Source organism: Enterococcus avium ATCC 14025 (genome assembly GCF_000406965.1).
In the GTDB taxonomy this organism is placed as follows: Bacteria; Bacillota; Bacilli; order Lactobacillales; family Enterococcaceae; genus Enterococcus_A; species Enterococcus_A avium.
This window is the reverse complement of sequence record NZ_KE136364.1, coordinates 315,877-331,855: the sequence shown is the minus strand read 5'-3', so window position 1 is coordinate 331,855 and position 15,979 is coordinate 315,877. Positions and strand designations below refer to the sequence as shown.

Here is a 15,979-nt window from a genome sequence, read left to right as displayed (position 1 = left end):
AGGCTTTCAAGAAACCCTTAAAACAATTTCATCTACGTTACCTCAGTCGTTTAAAAAGAAATTCACGATCTTCCATCGCTACCAATCGGGTATTTCAAATGCCTTTAAGGTGTCCCACTCAAACGGCGTCACTGAGGGGCTGAATAACAAGATCAAGCTGATTAAACGAATTGCGTTTGGTTATCGCAACTTTTATAACTTTCGGGCACGGATCTATTTACAACAAGGTCTGATCTTTGAAAACTAAAAAAATATGCGGCGCACAGAACGCGCCGCATATCGGACTAAGTTTTATTCAAATTTGTCTTCACCAACACGATTTGACGAAGAGCCGTTTTTTAGTAACCAGCAGCGGGCTGGCCGTAAACATCATTTTGCTGTCCTGCGTTAGGATCAGTAGCACCACCGTAACCTTGATTTGGATCTGTATATCCTTGATCATATTGAGTAGAATAATCATCGGATTGTTGATAGTCGTTAGTTGTATTTGAAGAATCACCATAAACGCCACTGCTGTCATAATTATTCGGATTATCATAGCCTGGCGCAAATTGGCTGGTGTCTTCACTGGCTTTGCCATCAGAGTCATCATAGAACAAACTATCTGCATCTTGTTCTTTCAGGTTTGGTAAAGTGCTTGCTGTAGGCAAATCTAATTGCTTCTTCAATGTGTTCTGAATATCTAATAATTCATTTGTACCTAATATTTGATAGTAAATTTCATCTATCATCTGACTCTTACCAACCAATTGTTTTTGTTTGATAGTATCAAATGCAGATAAATAGTTCGTTCCGATATCCATCATATCATCCCATGTTAGATCGGTTTTCATATTTTTTTCGACTGCTTTTAAGATTTTTCTATAGTTACTTACACCATTGATTGACATCGCTTTTCGTAAAATTTTGGTTACTACTTCTCGTTGACGTCTTTGCCGTCCAACATCACCTTCTGGATCTTCATAACGCATCCGCGCATAGGCTAAGCCCTTTTCTCCATCCAACGTTTGTTTTCCTTTAGGTACATGAATACCATCCAAAGTAAAATCAATCTTATTATTGATCTCAATACCGCCAACCGCATCAATCAAGTCTTTTAATCCACGCATATTGATCGATACATAATGGTCCAAAGGGATATCTAACAGTGTCTCAATTGTATCCATTGACATCTTGACACCACCAAATGCGTAGGCGTGATTTAATTTGTCATTCGTCTCATACCCAACAATTTTAGTCAAAATGTCTCTGTCTAGGCTGACAATTGTTGATTTCTTTTGCTTGGGATTGATAGTAACGACCATCATACTATCAGATCTCCCCTGATCCGAGCGGCCAAGATCTCCTGTATCGACTCCCGCGAGCAAAATTGAAAAAGGCTCCGCATTGTCTATATTGGGTTTGTCTCCCTCTCGCTTCAAACTTGTACGTTTAACAGTTTGTCGAATACTATCAACCATTTTACTGGCATCATTTGTCACTTGGACAGCATAGTAGGTAATCCCACCTATAAATAAATTTAGTAGGACTAATAACCCTACGATCACTTTCTTCCAACGACTCATCATACACCTCTATTAACGATTTTTTCGTTTTATTTTCTCATATATCAGCTATCTAATCAACAACAGCTAAAAACAATTAATTTCAAATAACAGAAACTTAAAGAATATTAATAGCTGGTTTGCTCTTTATGTTCGATTTATACCATAAAATTATGAAGATTTTTGGAAGGTCTTAAAATCTAGGCTAAAAAAAGAGGAAGATTGACCATGCCAATCTTCCTCTTTAATAGTTGATTATTTAGCGTTCGCTAAGTTTTCATTTGCTTGATCCCAGTTCACAACGTCCCAGAAAGCAGCGATGTAGTCTGGACGTACATTTTTATATTTCAAATAATACGCATGTTCCCATACATCTAAGCCAATGATCGGTGTTTTTCCATCAGTTAATGGGCTGTCTTGATTTGCAGTAGAAGTAATTTCTAATTTTCCATTGTTCAATACTAACCATGCCCAGCCAGAACCAAAACGACCAGTTGCTGCAGTCTTGAATTCTTCCTTCATTTTTTCAAAGCTGCCAAATGCTTGATCAATTGCGTCCTTAATCGCGCCTGTAGGTTCACCACCAGCATTTGGAGCCATAATTTTCCAGAAGAAGCTGTGGTTAGCATGTCCGCCGCCGTTATTACGTACAGCCGTACGAATGTCCTCAGGAACTTCATTTAAGTTTTTCATTAGCTCTTCAATTGACTGTTCTTCTAATTCCGGATATTTTTCAATCGCAGCATTTAAATTTGTTACATAAGTGTTATGGTGTTTGTCATGATGCAAATGCATCGTTTCAACATCGATATAAGGCTCCAATGCATCGTAGCCATAAGGTAGATCTGGTAAAGTATAAGCCATAGTTCAAGTTCCTCCTTAAATATCTTTATGCTTTAACTGTAACAAACAATGCAATGTTCTTCAAAATATATGCCTACCGTGGCGAGGAATTCGTTTTCTCGTCTTCAATAATCTCAACTTTTTTGAAAATGAAGACTTTACTAAAAATATAATTGGCAACGACAACGACAATTTGCGTAATAATCTTTGCAATCAAATTTCCTGTGTGCAACATATCAATAAACAAATACATGCAAGCCATATCCATACCAAATGACAACACACGATAGAAGATAAATTTAGCAAACTCCCACGCCAAAGCTGGAATACTTTCTGTTTTTGATTGAAAAACCCACAATTTATTTGTGACAAATGCAAATAGTACCGAACAAATCCAAGAAATAGCATTTGAAACTGGCCAGCTTAAATGAAAAGCTTGATAAGCCAAAGCAAAGGTCACAATATTTACTACTGTCGCTAATCCACCAAAAAATAAATAAATGAAGACTTCCCAAAGTCTTTTTTCTTCTAAATAGTCCTTAAACATCTGATAAAATTTCATGATTACTCACTTTCTTATTATCCACTTTCTTATTATCCACTTTCATAAATACGATAACGAAGCAAGGTACGATAGTCAATTCTTTCTTGCATTCTTTTTACATTTTTACAGATCGCCTTGTTATTTCAACCTTACTTCGCTACAATGGCTCTTGTATAAATAGATTGGAGCGATCACATGACTTTTCGTCAATTAATCAAAGGATCCCTTATTCGTTTTGAGGATCTAAAATCAGCAAAGGACACGCCCTTTTGGAAATCGATCGTTTATCTACTAGGGTTGAGTTTGCTTTTGGCAATTCCGAGTGTCTATCAGGCCCTTCAGGTAATGGATCAACTGAAAACCGACAGCCTAGAGATTGTTGAAAAAATTCCCGACTTTAGGATTGAAAATGGTGAAATCAAAACTGATAAACCTGAGAAAGGATTTATTTATCAAACAGATTCAATTATTCTGACCTTCGATCCTGAAGGAAAACGTACGCGCCAAGATGTCGAGAAAGACTTGATAGGAAATTACTTCAGCGTTGGACTGTTAAAGGACCAAGCTATAATTGTACTTCCAGATTACGGTGGGGTCAGCTCAGCACTATTCGGCGATAACGTCCTTAAATTCTCCTATAAACAGGTACCTCTAAAAAGTATGACTGGGGATAAATTGAGAACTGGTCTAAAAGATTTGAGAATGCCAATTTGGACGCCTTTAGTGATGCTATTGGCAGGTCTTTATCCTTCCTTCATCAACTTATTCGTTACATTAATTTTTGCCGGTATTGCTGGTATGATCGTAGCAAAATTAAGGTTGCGCCGTGTAACCTTTTTTGAGTGTTTTAAAACGATTATTTTTTGCGCAACTATCCCAACAATTTTAGCAACCCTTGTTTTATTGTTTCAACCAAACTTTGACTCAAGTATTTTAATTACGTTCATCAGCTTGTTTATCTTTTTCCGAGTCATCAATCACTTCCCAAAAATTGAATTGCCAACTAATTAACTGCTTACGATTCTGTAAGCAGTTTTTTTTCGCAAGCTTTGATAAAATAAATGAGACGATTCTATTTGAACATGAAATGAGGCGTAAAGATGACAAAACCAATTATTTTCTTACAAAAAAAATTTCGCGAGGAATTCACTGAAAAAATTCAATCCATCGCTCCTGACTATCAAATCAAAAACACTTTGACTGAAGAAGATTTTGCAGCCGTAGAAATATCTGTGGGGTGGGCAGAGAAATTCGAAGATCAGTTATTAGCAACCCAAAAATTGAAATGGGTACAATCTATTTCCGCTGGTGTAGACTATTTACCACTAGATAAGTTCTCAGAACAGGATATTTTATTATCTAATGGCAGCGGGATTCATGCCCTTTCTATCAGCGAACATATTATTGGCGTTCTGCTTGGCTATTATCGCGGCTTGAACGAAGCTGTAAAAAAACAAGGTCGCAATGAATGGGCTCAAAAATCCATTCACTATGACCAGCTTGCTGGGAAAAATTTACTAGTCGTTGGTACCGGACATATTGGTCAGCAACTTTCGAAATCAATCCATAGCTTAGGCGTAAATGTTTTTGGTATCAATACAACTGGCCATTCAGTAGAGGGATTCGCAGAAACCTACTCCATCAAAAATATGGCTAAAATTGTCCCAGAGATGGACATTGTGGTAGGGATTTTGCCTGGTACACACGAAACCTATCATATTTTTAATAGTGATATTTTCGAAAAAATGAAGAAAACTGCTGTATTTGTAAATGTTGGACGTGGGGATACTGTTCATACGAAAGAGTTGATAACAGCACTTGAAGAAAAACACTTTGCTTTTGCTGCCCTTGATGTTTTTGAAGAAGAACCGCTACCAAAAGAAAGTCCGTTATGGGAATTTGATAATGTTTTGATTACTCCGCATATTTCAGGAATGACTATTGATTTTCAAAATAAATTTATGAAAATCTTTTTGAGTAATTTAAAAAGCTATGTTTCAAGTAAAGAATTGACTGTGAACCAGGTTGAAGTGAAACGAGGATACTAAAAAAGTTGGAGATTATTTCTCCAACTTTTTTTCAGTCTCCTTAACAATATAAACTGGACGTTTTTTTGTTTCCATAAAAATCTTCCCGATGTATTTTCCAATAATCCCGATGCACAGTAATTGAACACCGCCAATGAAGAGAATGATTGTTACCAATGACGGCCAACCAGATGTCGGATCGCCAAATAATAATGCTCGAACAATAATAAATATCATTGCGATTCCCGAAGCAACACAAGAAAAAGCTCCGACAAAAGAAGCTATATTGAGGGGCACATCAGAAAAATTTATGATTCCATCGATTGAATAGTTAAACAATTCCCAAAATGACCATGAAGATTTTCCAACCACTCGCTCTTGATTCTCAAAAGAAATATATTCTGTTTTAAAGCCAACCCAACTAAATAACCCTTTAGAAAATCGATTATGTTCAGTCAGTTCCAATACCGCGTCAACCATCTGGCGTGTCATTAAACGATAATCTCGAGCGCCATCCACCATCTCTGTCTCACTAATTCGATTAATTAAATGATAAAAAGCTTTGGCAAATAGATTTCGAATAATGGGTTCTCCTTTTCGATTTGAACGTCGCGTTCCTACACAATCAATATCTGATGTCTCGATCATTTCAATCATTCTCGGTAATAATTCAGGCGGATCTTGCAAGTCAACATCCATGACAGTTACTAAGTCACCCTTAGAAGCTTGTAAACCTGCATATAATGCAGCTTCTTTACCAAAATTACGTGAAAAAGAGATATAGCGAACGAAATCGTTTCTCTTAGCTAAATCTCGCAAAACTTCCAATGTTTCATCCTTTGATCCATCATTGATAAAAATATATTCAAAGCTATGCGAGACTTCTTTTTTTACTTTCTCCATCTCCGTAAAAAAAAGAGGAATCGCTTCCTCTTCATTAAAGCAAGGAACAATAACTGATATCATTTTGTATCAACTCCTAAACTTGGATAAAGTCGTACTTTGGTTCATCCAAGACTGTGTCATAATCAACAACGAGGTCGTATCCCTTAAAAAACCATTCATCGGCTTCTTCAATATAAAACAATTGATCACCAATAGTTGTTTTTACAAGTGGACTATCGATTGTATCCACCGACATCCCTACTGAAAAGCCATCATGAACCTGAGTTTTTCCATAGACTTTTCCGTAAAATTTAATTCCTTGGCCATCGCTTAATTCAATTTCACGTTTAAACCATTCTTGCGCTTTTGGGGTTATTGTTAACTTCATTTGAAAATCACCTATCCATTCATTTTTTCATCTAAATAATCCACGTCTTCATCGCGACCAATCACCACTAAATGATCGTCCTTTTGTACAACTTCTTCTGCAGGTGGTGTCACGATTGGATCTTGATTATCCCGACGAATTGCTACCACATTTAGTCCAAATCGTTGACGAAAATCTAGTTCATCTAAGGTTTTACCATAAAATTTACGATTGGTCACATTGATTTCCGCCAAAGAAAACTCATCAGATAATTCTAAATAATCCAAAATATTCTTCGAAACCAGGTTATGAGCGATTCGTTGGCCCATATCCCGTTCAGGATGGACAACACGGTCCGCGCCGATTTTTTCTAAGACACGGGCATGATATTCATTTTGTGCTTTTGCCAGAATATTAGGCACACCCATTTCCTTGACCATTAAAGTCACTAAGATACTCGCCTGAATATCCTCTCCTATCGCTACAATGACATGGTCGAAATTTCGAATGCCTAAAGAACGGAGAGTCATTTCATCCTGTGCATTCGCCACAACTGCATGAGTAGCAATATTCATGTACTCATTCACACGATCTTCACTGCTGTCTATCGCCAAAACTTCCTGACCGGATTCCACTAATGTGCGGCAAATACTCCCGCCAAATCTTCCTAAACCAATAATGACAAAACTTTGCTTCATGATATCTCCTTAATCTTTCAATATATTATTTATCCAAATAACTTGAATCTCTATACCAGCAAAACTTACATTTCCTAGTATAACAAAGAGCGGGTTAATAAAACAGAGATGGACTCTCTATTTTATTAACCCGTGCTTAAAGGCGTAGATCGCTGCTTGTGTACGATCCTCTACTTCTAGCTTCGCTAAAATATTCGATACATGCGTCTTGACTGTTTTTAAGGTGATAAACAATTCATCAGCGATTTCCTGATTGCTCATTCCTTGAGCAATTAATAGTAAAATTTCTTGTTCACGATTCGTTAATTCTTCATGAAGAACATGACGGTTTCGATTGGATAATTGCTCCATCATCTTCGTCGTCACTTCTGGTTCTAAGACACGCTCACCATTATAGGTCTTACGAATGGCATTGGCGATCTCATGAGCGGTAGATGTTTTCAACAAATAACCTGAGGCACCCGCTTCAATAGCAGGATAAACTTTTTCGTCATCAATAAAACTGGTCACGATTAAGATTCTTGCTTCTGGCCACTCTTTTAGAATTTTCTTGGTTGATTCGATGCCATCCATCACTTCCATCACCAAGTCCATTAAAATTACATCTGGACGAAGAGCCATCGCCTTCTCGTAGCCATCTTCGCCATTTTCAGCTTCCCCCACAACCTCGACATCTGATTGAATCGATAGGTAAGAAGAAACGCCTAATCGAACCATTTCATGATCATCAACTAACAATACTCGTATCATCCTCTGCCTCCTAGTTCTTAATAATCTATTTTATTCTATGCTGTCTAGCATACCGTTAAGCAGGATCAGTGTCCTCTACAACAGGAACTTTAATTTCAATACTTGTTCCTTGACCTTTAAAACTAATTATTTTAGTTGACCCGCCAACACCCGCAATTCGTTCACGAATGTTGCGTAATCCATAACTACCAGCGTGCTCATCTTTGGCTTCAAATCCGACACCATCATCAATTACACGCAGCAAAATACTTTGACCAACGATTTTCAAATAAACCTCTAATTCATTCGCCTTTGCATGACGCAATGTATTAGACAATAACTCCTGCACTACTCGAAATAGTTGGTCCTCAATACTTGGTGAAACACAAATATCCTGAACATCCCATTTTAACTGAATTTGAATTTTAGTCTGTAGTTCCTTTAATAATTGCTCAATTCCTTGACGCAAACTTTTGCCTTCTAAACTGATTGGGCGCAAATGAAGCAACAATGCGCGCATTTCTGATTGCGCTGCATTAATAATATCGGCTACCATCGCCAATTGCTTCTTATAAGGCTCCAATTCTTCAGAATGCTGGGATTGTTCATTCAAGGCGGACATCATCATCATTGCCGCAAAAAGCTGCTGAGAAACTGAATCATGCAGTTCCCTTGCTAAACGATGACGCTCTTCTTCTAAGATTTTTTCTCTTGTCGTACCATCAACCATCTGCGGCTGACTGCTTAACTGCTGCAGCTCCCGTGACATGCTCACTAATTTTTCTTTAATTCGTTTGATATCATGATCGACTAACAGCATCTCTTTATTTTGTGAAATCGCTACATCCAAAGAAGGTTGTTCATAGTCACCAGAAGCTAAGTTTTGCAATTTTCCTTCTATTTTCCCCAATTGCCGCTTTTCTAAAAATGTCACGAGAAAATAGACCGCTGCGCATACCGTTAAAGAAATGACAATAATGTGAACAAATAAAGGAATGTAAAAAATTCGTGCAACAAATAATTGAGCAAATAATTGCCTTTTCCCTATCGCATACATATACAGAAAGAGGGTTGTCAAAATCAGTAAAAAAGAAATCAGACCCGAATAAAGGGAAATTTGTAAACGAGAATATTTCCCCATCATACACGAATCACCTCGACATCTCCCACCAATGTATTGGTCACTATTTTCAATCTACGAGGACTCTCATCATAATCCTCGCTATACATTTTGATTGTTTCATTGCGGAGAACTTGCGTATCCTCATCAAAATCAACCTTGCCATAAAGCGTCGCGTGCTCAAAAAGAATTCCAATACCATAAGGAACTAAAATTCGTGTCCGACCAAAGCCTTTACGGACAATTACGATGCTATCTTCTTTAGGCAACAATGTATTCCCTAAGTCAACGATTGTGTCTCCGGCTAAGATTGCTACATTAATATCATCCCACTCAAAAACTTGTGTTCCGATTCGATCATTTCCGATCCAGCTTTGTTTCCTTCGTTCACCATTATGTCCTGTCGGATCTGTTGTTTCAACCATTACGATGCTTTTTTTATTCTTCAAAGAATGGTTTGGCATTGAAATACCCGCAATTTCGAAACCCTTAAGTCCAAGAAATATTACTGCAAAAATCAACATCAACCAAGTCGCAGGACTATTCACTAAACAGATGATCAAAATTACTGAACCTAAGATCAATTGAAATTTTCGACGACGGTGTTTACGCAATGCCCAGTATATATTTAATGTGCCAAAAAGCAGCATGATCAACATCGCAGGATTTGAAGATAGTTGCCATAATAAGAAAATTGCAAGTAAGGCTTCAATTACAATGAAAAAGCGCCATGGACTTTTCATCTTGTCTTTCCTCCCAACTTTTTATTTATACCTTATTCTACTTTTTTTAAAGTCTAAATACCATCGGTCTAAAGTCGCAACCTCTTTAAACCCTAAAAGAAAAGAGGCGACCAGCGCCTCTTTCAACCATTCTTAGTTTTGCTTGACATCTACGATCTTAACTTCCATGTTACCACCGGGAGTTGCGATCGTTACGATATCCCCCACACTTTTACCAATCAATGCCTGCGCGATCGGTGAATCATTAGATATCTTTCCAGTTAACGGATCTGCTTCGGCTTTTCCGACGATCGTATATTCTTCCTCTTCTTCATCAGGCAATTCCACAAAAGTAACTGTCTTACCGATTGAGATTTCATCAGAATCAACATTCTCGTTATCAATAATTTGTGCGAAACGAATCATATTTTCCAAAGTACTGATACGTCCTTCAACAAAGGCTTGTTCATCTTTCGCTGATTCATACTCAGAGTTTTCAGACAAATCACCAAAGCTGCGTGCAATTTTAATTCGCTCAATGATTTCTCCACGTTTTACCGTTTTTAATTCTTCTAATTCCTGCTCTAACTTGTGTTTTCCTTCTAAAGTCATAGGGTATGTTTTTTCTACCATTTTTCTTCTCCTTCAATCAACAAAATTACGAAAGGTAATCTTTTATAGATTTAATCCACAAAAGATTACCACGTAATTACTGTAATGTAAATTGTTTATTTCTCTTTATTGACATATTTTTCGACCAATTCCATATGCTCTTCGTAAGTCTTCGCATAGTATACTTTTCCTGTTGAGATATCTGCAACAAAATAAATATAATCATTCTCCGTTGGATCAAGGACAGCTAGGATTGCTTCTTGACTTGGATTGTCAAATGGCCCTGGTCCATATCCAGTATTCGTATATAAGTTATACGGCGAGTCCACTTCTGTATCCTTAATCGTGACAACTTCTTTATGCTCACCTAAAGCGTAAAGAATTGAAATATCTGATTGTAAAGGCATTTGTGCTTCAATCCGATTAAAGAAGACTTGTGCAATTTTCTTACGGTCAGATTGAGTAACCCCTTCCTTTTCGACCAACGAAGCCAATGTCATGACCTCTTGAACGTTTAATCCCTTTTCCTTAATTTGACTATAATATGGCGTTAGGATTTGATTCGTTGTATCTACCATTTGAGTTACTAGATCTTCGAGACTCCTATTTTTATGAACATTATAAGTCGCTGGGAACAAATATCCCTCTAAGCGATAACGAACATCCTTTGCGTTACCAGCATCCGTTAATAAATCTGGATACTGTGCTTTCAGCTGTTCAAAGAATTTGTCATCTTTCATTACTTTGATGAAATCTTCCTTCTTAAAGTCTGTTTTCTTCGCGACTAAACTTGCAATCTTATCAACATCATAACCTTCAGGAACAGTCAATTTCGAAGCATCATCTAACGGCTCGGCACTTCCACCTTGCTGCAATTCTTTACTAATTTGATCCAGCGTCATATTAGGAGAAAATTGATAATAACCCGCCTGGAAGTTCGTTAGGTTTTTGAATTTCGTATAGAAATTAAAAACCATTCCATCTCGGATCACTTCTCCTTCTTCTAAAATGTCACCGATTTGACGGTTCGATGAGCCGCTCGGCACCTCTACCTGAACCAATTTTTTGTCATTTTTATCCAGCGGTTTCAATCCAGCACTAACATAGTTATAACCCGAAATCGCTAAAATCCCTGCGACGATCAAAATACCAATCGTCAATATATAAACAATTTTGCGGACGACTCGATCCTCTTTGCGACGTTCTGCTCGTTTCAAGTTGCTCTCCTCACTTAAATCACCTTCAAAGTCTTCATCCATATTACGAAGATCATCAAATTTCTCACCAATACGTTGGAAAATTGATGGCTCTTCTTCAACATGCTCATCATGCTTCGACTGTTTTATCCCCTCTGCCTTTTCTTTCTTCTTAGATGGGACAGTCTTAGCCGCTCGTTTTGATTCGTCACGACGAGACTCTGCTTTCTTTTCTTGAATTACTAAAGGTTCTTTGGTTTGCTCTTTTTTTATCGGACTCGTTTTCTCTGCTGTAGACTTCTTTCTCTCTTTTCTTATCTTAGACTTTGCTTCAGAGTCATCAAGATGAACCTTTTTCTCTGATTCTTTTTCTTTCTTCAGAGGTTCCTCTTTTTTTATCTCTTCTTCAATCGGCTCAGACTTTCGCTCAGCAGCAGTTGATTCTTTCTTTTGTCTATTGCCAAATAAACGCTCATAAGACGAAGCCAAATCGTCGTCATCACTAGTATCCTTTTTTGTTTTCGAAGGCCCAGCGGATATTGAGCTCGCTTTTTTCGTTGGTTCTACTTCGCGATTCTTTCGGCCCTCTTCTAAAGCCCGCATGATCTGCTCTTTAAAAGACCCTTCTTCCGAGTGTTGGTTTTGATCCTCAGACAAAAACAACTCCTCCTTACTTCATGTCATAACTTAAACCATTATACATGAAATGAAAGAGGAGGGAAATGTAAAATTTATTTAGTTAAGGAAATATATAGAGAATCTTCTTTGACTACAATTAACCATACTTAAAACATTGCTAACAATATACATAAAATCATCGAGACATTATTTTAGTTGATTAATTTCATTTGCATTATCATCCTTTAGTTTTACTATTGGAAAGAGTTGGCTAGAAATATAGGCTAAAAAAGAAAACAATGAAAAAACTGTAATTATTTGTAATCTATAAGTAAACCAATAATGGATTTGCGAATGATTTGACATCGCTAAATACCAAATATAAGGAAAGGGACTTACAAATAATAAGACGATACTCTGCGGATTAACTCTCCCTTTGATAACTTTCTTTTTATAGATTACTAAAAAAATAACCAGTAAAACAGCAAGAACTAATGCTAAAAAATTCAATTTATCTAAAATTAGGCCTGCGTTACTCTTTATCATGTCTATTCTATCTAAAGGATAGGCTTTGTTTCCTTCAGTTCTAAAAATCGCTTGATCTATAGCTACCTTGATAGTGTTCTCTTTTAAAATTACCGAAGCAAGTAACCATTTGTTTATCCAGGTAAATCCATAACCCATCCCCCAAGAAAATATAGTTAATAGGATTTCTTTAAAAAATTGAATAATAGATTTTTCCCTATAATGATATAACTTAATTTTTGAATAAAGAAGAGTTATCAAAGGTACACCCAAAGTTATCATGGGTACAGTCAATAAATCTATAAAATTTGTTATTGACCCTACAATAAAAAAAGCAAGATAGTAATTATTTGTTTTCAAATCAGCATCATTTCTTGTTAAGATGAATAGATTGAAAGCCAGCATAACAATAAATACATTTGAAAATTGCATACTAAGAAAGAATGAATAAAATCTAACAAAATAGAAACTTAAAAAAAATGATAATGCAAAAAAAGAATCTCGCTTTTTTACCATTAATACAATATTTAATCCCAACAATAACATAATAACAATCCCATAAAGTTGTCTTATACTACCATAATTAATAAAAATAAGTAGCGGCCTCAAAAATATTTGATATCCATGCCAATACCTTGAATAATTATTTATCGACATTGCAGCCTTCAAAGGATTCTCAACATTTTTTTCGTTCTATCTATCATTAGTTTATCAGTGAAATTATCTAATTGAGAGCCTTTCAAGTCTGGTTTACTCAGAGATGGATAATCCCCTTCATTCTCCAAGATAGAAAGAGATTCAGCCTGATTTGTCTTTATGTTCTCATTTGAAAAACTATATGCAAAAGATAATAGAGAAACATATACTATTATCATCACTAAAAAGAATCTAAATGATCTCCTTAACATTTCCCACCTCTAAAAAAAATATTTGCTAAAAGTATTTATAAATTAATAAGTTCATTTACAATAGCTCGAATAAGAAATTTATCTAAAAAACAAAAACATAAAGCAAATGACATTATTTTTCATTTGCTTTGTCGTAAATTCCATATAACTTCAACTCATAATTCTTTTTATTATCTGTTACTACCGTATCTAAGATAAATCCTGTAACAAGTAATAACATTGAAAAAGTCATTAAACCCGTTGCTAAAATTGCTGAAGGTATCTTGTCAATGAAACCTGTTCGAACATATTCACTGATTACTGGTATTCCCACTAATAATCCTAAAATAAAAAATAACGCAAACCACATTGTAAAAAAGAAAAGTGGCTTATAGTCTTTACACATTTTAAAAATAGTCATTAATACTTTGGTTCCATCAGAAAAAGTGTCTAACTTTGATTCACTACCTTCTGGACGGTCTCGATAATCGATGGGTATTTCAACCAACTTAAATCTTTTATCTAAAGCATGAATCGTAAACTCAGTCTCAATTTGAAATCCACTACTCATTACAGGAAAACTTTTGACGAACAATCTGTTAAAACCTCTATAACCCGTCATCACATCTTTGATATTAGCTTTGTAAAGCCAATTAATTGAATTCTTAACCAAGTTATTCCCAAAATCATGGAAAGCTCTTTTATTTTCGTTAAAGTATGTTCCATTTGACAACCTATCCCCAATAACCATGTCAGCCCGTTTTTCCTTTAAGGCATGTAATAAATCGTGACAAGCTTCTGCTGGATAAGTATCATCTCCATCCACCATTAAATAATAATCAGCTTCGATATCAAAAAACATTTGACGGATCACATTCCCTTTTCCCTGTCTTGGTTCTTTTCTTACAATTGCACCTTCATCAAGCGCAATTTGATAAGTTTCATCTGTTGAATTGTTATCATAAACGTAAATATCTGCTTTGGGTAATTCTCTTTGAAAATCATTGATTACTTTCTTAATTGTCAAAGCTTCGTTATAACACGGAAGCAGTATCGCTATTTTTTCTTCCATTTTTACTATTCTCCTTAAAATAAACACTAACAATAGAATACAAGAGTTTATGAAATATTTCTATACCTTATAAAAATATTTTGAAATGGTATTTTTTTCAATTAAATCCTTTAAAAAAAGGTTCTATAATATTTGGTGTTGTTACTCTTTCTGAATGAGAACACCAAGTATTTTTTTATACAAAAAGACATTTGGTTGTCCTATAATTAAATCGCTGAACCCAATCATAGGAGGCGAACCAAATGTCCAGTATTAAGAATATCAAATATAAAGATAATTGCCTAGACAAAACCATCAAACAAATCCTAAATATTCACGATTCCAACATTACTTTTTCTAAAGACGCCGTTTCAAAAGAAAAAGTCCATGACAGAATGGCCACCGTCTTTACTGGTCGACTGAGCTATCCGTCTCCTCGGTGTGAGTGTTGCGGCTACGACTCCGTCATCCATCATGGCTACAAAGATAGCTGGATTCAATTACTCCCTTATCAAGAGGTGTCTACCTATCTTCATCTCTATAAACAACGGTTTTATTGTAAACAGTGTCACCATACCTTTTCAGCTAAAACCTATTATGTCGCAGAAAACTGTTATCTCTCCCAAGCGCTCAAGTTTGCGATCGCTGTTGATTTAAAGAAGAAAATTTCGATGAAAGATATCGCTCAACGTTACTTGGTTTCCGCTAAAACGGTCGAACGGGTCTTGGATTCTTTTTTTGAAGAACCACGACTGAAGCCCAATTACTTACCCAAACATCTATTGATTGATGAATTCAAAGGAACTAAGGACTGTCAGGGCGCCATGTGTTTTATTCTCAGTGACGCGGATACGGGGAAAATCTTTGATATTTTAGAGGATCGAAGAAGCTTCAAGCTGATCGCCTATTTCATGCGTTTTACTTATCACGCACGGAAAAACGTTTCTCATGTCGTGATGGATATGAATGCGGGCTATGATTCTGTGACAAAGGTCGTTTTCCCAAATGCTCGGATTTCCATTGATCGATTTCATGTGATCCAACAACTCAATCGTGCGTTTAATAAACAACGGATAAAAACCATGAATCACTTGAAAAAGAGCGACCCGCAAGCCATGAAAAAGTATCGCAAGCTTAAGAAATATTGGCGAACCATTCTGAAAAAAAATAGAAAAATCAATTATTCTTCGCTCAAACAATACCCGCTTTTCCAACGGAAATACCTGACGGAATCGGAAGTATTGGATTATTTATTATCGATTGACGAGCGCTTACGGACAAGCTATGATGTGTATCAAAATTTGTTGGATGCCTTTGATGCCAAAGATTATAAGGACTTTTACGAACGCATTGATCACTTACCTCCGATGCTTGATCCAGCATTTAAAAAAGCGATTCTTTACTTAAACAAACACAAACAAGCGATTATCAATGCGTTAAAATACCCCTATTCGAACGGAAAACTTGAAGGGAAGAATAACTTGATTAAAGTGATCAAGAGAGTGGCGTTTGGTTTTAGAACCTTTCGCCACCTTCGTATGCGAATTCTGATTCAACAGAATCTTTGCGACATTATTTGAACAAAAAATCAAAAAAGAAAAAAGGAAACGC

The 15,979-nt window shown here is 36.2% G+C and carries 17 protein-coding genes; 4 read left to right on the top strand and 13 right to left on the bottom strand.

The genetic code is table 11. The features are described 5' to 3' along the window. Positions 1-247: ISL3 family transposase (locus OMU_RS22945; protein ID WP_016180621.1), on the top strand; the 247-nt coding region annotated here is incomplete at its 5' end. A gap of 91 nt (positions 248-338) precedes the next feature. On the opposite strand, the gene OMU_RS14425 is transcribed toward OMU_RS22945, so the two are convergent. The 3 genes from OMU_RS14425 to OMU_RS14415 all read right to left on the bottom strand — a co-directional run bounded on the left by OMU_RS14425 (position 339) and on the right by OMU_RS14415 (position 2,949). Next, positions 339-1,565: an LCP family glycopolymer transferase gene (locus OMU_RS14425; protein WP_016180620.1), complete on the bottom strand. Its 1,227-nt coding sequence runs from the start codon at positions 1,563-1,565 to the stop codon at positions 339-341. 234 nt (positions 1,566-1,799) lie between these two features. Continuing rightward, a complete protein-coding gene (locus tag OMU_RS14420; protein ID WP_016180619.1) occupies positions 1,800-2,408 on the bottom strand; it encodes a superoxide dismutase in 609 nt (202 codons plus the stop codon). A 73-nt stretch (positions 2,409-2,481) separates the two neighbouring features. Further along, a complete protein-coding gene (locus tag OMU_RS14415; protein ID WP_016180618.1) occupies positions 2,482-2,949 on the bottom strand; it encodes a GtrA family protein in 468 nt (155 codons plus the stop codon). Between the two features lie 177 nt (positions 2,950-3,126). On the opposite strand from OMU_RS14415, the gene OMU_RS14410 reads away from it, so the two are divergent. Next, complete coding sequence (locus tag OMU_RS14410; RefSeq protein WP_016180617.1) at positions 3,127-3,942, top strand: DUF1189 domain-containing protein; 816 nt, start codon at positions 3,127-3,129, stop codon at positions 3,940-3,942. An 89-nt stretch (positions 3,943-4,031) separates the two neighbouring features. Then, entirely contained in the window at positions 4,032-4,979 is a 948-nt protein-coding gene (locus tag OMU_RS14405) for a phosphoglycerate dehydrogenase (RefSeq protein ID WP_016180616.1), read from the top strand. A gap of 12 nt (positions 4,980-4,991) precedes the next feature. On the opposite strand, the gene OMU_RS14400 is transcribed toward OMU_RS14405, so the two are convergent. The 10 genes from OMU_RS14400 to OMU_RS14350 form a co-directional block, all read right to left on the bottom strand. Then, positions 4,992-5,924 (bottom strand): glycosyltransferase family 2 protein, encoded by a 933-nt coding sequence (locus OMU_RS14400; protein ID WP_016180615.1) that lies wholly within the window; start codon positions 5,922-5,924, stop codon positions 4,992-4,994. 13 nt (positions 5,925-5,937) lie between these two features. Then, positions 5,938-6,231: a HesB/YadR/YfhF family protein gene (locus OMU_RS14395; RefSeq protein WP_016180614.1), complete on the bottom strand. Its 294-nt coding sequence runs from the start codon at positions 6,229-6,231 to the stop codon at positions 5,938-5,940. 11 nt (positions 6,232-6,242) lie between these two features. Then, on the bottom strand, positions 6,243-6,908 hold the full coding sequence (locus tag OMU_RS14390; protein ID WP_016180613.1) for a potassium channel family protein: 666 nt from the start codon (positions 6,906-6,908) through the stop codon (positions 6,243-6,245). 117 nt (positions 6,909-7,025) lie between these two features. Next, complete coding sequence (locus OMU_RS14385; RefSeq protein ID WP_016180612.1) at positions 7,026-7,658, bottom strand: response regulator transcription factor; 633 nt, start codon at positions 7,656-7,658, stop codon at positions 7,026-7,028. Between the two features lie 55 nt (positions 7,659-7,713). Then, the gene (locus tag OMU_RS14380; RefSeq protein ID WP_016180611.1) at positions 7,714-8,781 is read right to left on the bottom strand and encodes a sensor histidine kinase; all 1,068 of its coding nucleotides are present in this window, start codon (positions 8,779-8,781) and stop codon (positions 7,714-7,716) included. After that, positions 8,778-9,500, bottom strand: a complete 723-nt coding sequence (gene liaF, locus OMU_RS14375) for a cell wall-active antibiotics response protein LiaF (RefSeq protein WP_016180610.1) — start codon at positions 9,498-9,500, stop codon at positions 8,778-8,780. Before liaF ends, OMU_RS14380 begins: the two co-directional genes overlap by 4 nt. A 132-nt stretch (positions 9,501-9,632) precedes the next feature. Then, complete coding sequence (gene greA / locus OMU_RS14370) at positions 9,633-10,112, bottom strand: transcription elongation factor GreA (protein WP_016180609.1); 480 nt, start codon at positions 10,110-10,112, stop codon at positions 9,633-9,635. 95 nt (positions 10,113-10,207) lie between these two features. Continuing rightward, a complete protein-coding gene (mltG, locus tag OMU_RS14365; RefSeq protein WP_376713091.1) occupies positions 10,208-11,380 on the bottom strand; it encodes an endolytic transglycosylase MltG in 1,173 nt (390 codons plus the stop codon). Positions 11,381-12,112: 732 nt separating this feature from the next. Beyond that, positions 12,113-13,087, bottom strand: a complete 975-nt coding sequence (locus OMU_RS14360) for a hypothetical protein (RefSeq protein ID WP_016180607.1) — start codon at positions 13,085-13,087, stop codon at positions 12,113-12,115. A 363-nt stretch (positions 13,088-13,450) separates the two neighbouring features. After that, the gene (locus tag OMU_RS14350) at positions 13,451-14,389 is read right to left on the bottom strand and encodes a glycosyltransferase family 2 protein (RefSeq protein ID WP_016180605.1); all 939 of its coding nucleotides are present in this window, start codon (positions 14,387-14,389) and stop codon (positions 13,451-13,453) included. Positions 14,390-14,631: 242 nt separating this feature from the next. Here OMU_RS14350 and OMU_RS14345 point away from each other — a divergent pair, with 242 nt between their 5' ends. After that, complete coding sequence (locus tag OMU_RS14345; RefSeq protein ID WP_016180604.1) at positions 14,632-15,948, top strand: ISL3 family transposase; 1,317 nt, start codon at positions 14,632-14,634, stop codon at positions 15,946-15,948. Positions 15,949-15,979 lie beyond the last annotated feature (31 nt).